This window comes from Arsukibacterium ikkense (assembly GCF_000987775.1).
Lineage (GTDB): Bacteria > Pseudomonadota > Gammaproteobacteria > Enterobacterales > Alteromonadaceae > Alishewanella > Alishewanella ikkense.
This window is the reverse complement of sequence record NZ_LAHO01000034.1, coordinates 1-2,388: the sequence shown is the minus strand read 5'-3', so window position 1 is coordinate 2,388 and position 2,388 is coordinate 1. Positions and strand designations below refer to the sequence as shown.

Sequence of the window (2,388 nt, the reverse complement as noted above, 5' to 3'; positions counted from 1 at the left end):
GTAAGCGTTGCAGCAACCACACCATCCAGCGTGATTGCCGTGTAGCTCAGAATGGCAACAACTTTGTCAGCTTGCCTGGGGTATCTGCGGTGGGTAGCTCTTTAAACACTTTGGTCAGGTAATCATACGGTTCTAGTTCGTTGATTTTGGCGGTTTCGACCAGACTGTAAAGTGCCGCACTGGCTTTAGCCCCTGATGTGGTGTTAGCAAACAGCCAGGCTTTTCGGCCGATGACGAAGGGCTTTATAGCACGCTCGGCGCGATTGTTGTCGATATTCAACCTGCCATCTTCCAGATAACCCATCAGCTTCGGCCATTGATTCAGGCTGTAGGTAATGGCTTTACCCAGTGCGCTTTCTGTTGGAATGGCGTCTTTGGATTTCTCCAGCCAGTCCCACAGCTGTTGCAGCAAGGGCTTAGCGACGTCGTGCCTTTGCTGGTATTTAACCTCGGCTGCCTTGGTTTTTAGTTTGCTCTCCAGGGCATACAACTTCTGGATATGGTTGATGGCCCAGTCGGCTTTACCGGTTTTGCCTTTACCCTGGGCTTTTTGCGCTTCGACGAACTTGCGTCTTGCATGGGCCCAGCAACCGACCAGGGTTGCATCCGTTTGCTCATAACCGGCATAGCCATCCACCTGCAGATACCCGGTGTAACCGTCAAGATAGGCTTTAGGATGTTTACCAGCGCGCCCATCCTGGTAATCAAACAGTACCAGCTTGGGGCCTGTTGATGACTCCATGCCGCAGCCGTACACCCACATGTAACAGGTGCTTTTTTCTACATCAAGCACGTTCACTGTCGTTTCATCGGCCCACAGCACCGGTTGTTGCAACAGCATGTTTTTCATCAATGTCAGCAGCGATTCCAGTTTATCGGCACAGGTAATTAACCAGCGGCTCATGGTTTGGCGGCTCAGTTCAATACCGGCTTGGGCAAACATTTTCTCTTGCCGGTACAGCGGCAGGCCGTAGTGCATTTTGCTGCTGATGATTTGGGCCAGTAAGCTCGGGGTCGCCATGCTTTTAGGGATAATAGCCGGCGGCACATCGGCAATTTGTATGGCCACTGTCGTACCTTGATTTTCACATGCCCGGCAACTGTATTTGGGCCGGATGTTTTTAATCACCCTAATTTGGGCCGGTACGAACTCAATCTGCTCACTGACTTCTTCACCCATCCGGTGCAGCGCATGGCCACAGCAGGCACAAGTTTTATCGGTAATGTCGTGGACAACTTCCACCCGTGGCAGCTCGGCCGCAATACGCGGACGGCGCGGTTTGGATAGTTTTTCCGCTTTGGCCTGGGTCGCTTCTGGCTGGGCTGGCTCTTCGTCAGCAAGCTGCTCCGCTTCGTTCAGCACCTCGCCATCGCCCTGATAGCTTTCGCTGCTGGGGCTGTATTTTTTATACTGCGCAAGGTTGTATTGCTCCAGCAGTTGCTGCAGCTTATCTTCGAGCTTTTGGTTTACCCGCTCTAATTTGGCAATGCGTTTGTCGCGCTCAAGCAGCATTTTCTTGAGCGTTTCAATATCATCCGGCAGTGTTGGAGGTGTTTTTTTCATGGACGTTATTGTAACGGCCAATGCGGCTAAGTGCCTGTACTTATTTAGATTGTTTAAGCTGCGATCGAAAGGATTTATAGCCGATCGGCATATCAGCCCACGCTTTGGTACTGCAACGGCTGATGCGGTGTCAGTTTTTGGATATCAATACCCTGTAACAACCAGTGCCACTGCTGCTCACTGATGGAGAGCACTTTACCGGGCATCAGGCGCGGCCAGCGGAATTTATCTTTTTCTAGCCGTTTGTACCACAGGCAAAAGCCTGTGCTGTCCCAGTACAGCACTTTTAAGCGGGTGCGCTGGCGGTTACAGAACACAAACAACGCACCGCTAAACGGCGACTGCTGCATCTCCTGTTCAACCAACAGCGACAAGCCATTGATGGATTTTCTAAAATCCACCGGCTGTTTATGCAGGTAAATTTTTGGCGGGTCGATAAACATCTTCATGGTTAAAGCGCCCGGAGCAACGCAGCTAACCACAAGGCATCCGTGCCTGGCGGTAAGTGCAGCTCGACATCGCGCTTTTTCAGCAGCATTGGCTGGCTAAGCAACATGCCTTGCGGCGTCAGCTCAACAAAACTGGCATCGTCTTCCTGTTGCCAGGCGAGAAGTTGCCGCTTACGATAGCTGAAGTAGGTCTGGTCAATGCCTTGCTGTTTTGCAAAGTCGGTTTGCGTTAGCCCACTGGCTTTGTGCTGGTCAAACAGCGCCAGCCATTGTTCGGTTGTTCTGCGGATCATGTGAAACCCTGTCTGGTAATAGATTCAGACAGAGTAAGAAGATTTAGCTAAGCTTGGAATGTGTGGTTGGGGTTACGCTTAC

Annotated in this window: 3 protein-coding genes; all 3 read right to left on the bottom strand. The window is 51.4% G+C overall.

Annotated elements, in window-relative coordinates; all coding sequences use genetic code 11:
• Positions 1-46 precede the first annotated feature (46 nt).
• Positions 47-1,564, bottom strand: a complete 1,518-nt coding sequence (gene tnpC, locus WG68_RS18900; protein ID WP_046559273.1) for an IS66 family transposase — start codon at positions 1,562-1,564, stop codon at positions 47-49.
• Between the two features lie 92 nt (positions 1,565-1,656).
• Entirely contained in the window at positions 1,657-2,013 is a 357-nt protein-coding gene (gene tnpB / locus WG68_RS18895; protein WP_046559272.1) for an IS66 family insertion sequence element accessory protein TnpB, read from the bottom strand.
• A 2-nt stretch (positions 2,014-2,015) separates the two neighbouring features.
• Positions 2,016-2,306 (bottom strand): IS66 family insertion sequence element accessory protein TnpA, encoded by a 291-nt coding sequence (gene tnpA, locus WG68_RS18890; protein ID WP_235357799.1) that lies wholly within the window; start codon positions 2,304-2,306, stop codon positions 2,016-2,018.
• Positions 2,307-2,388: the final 82 nt, after the last annotated feature.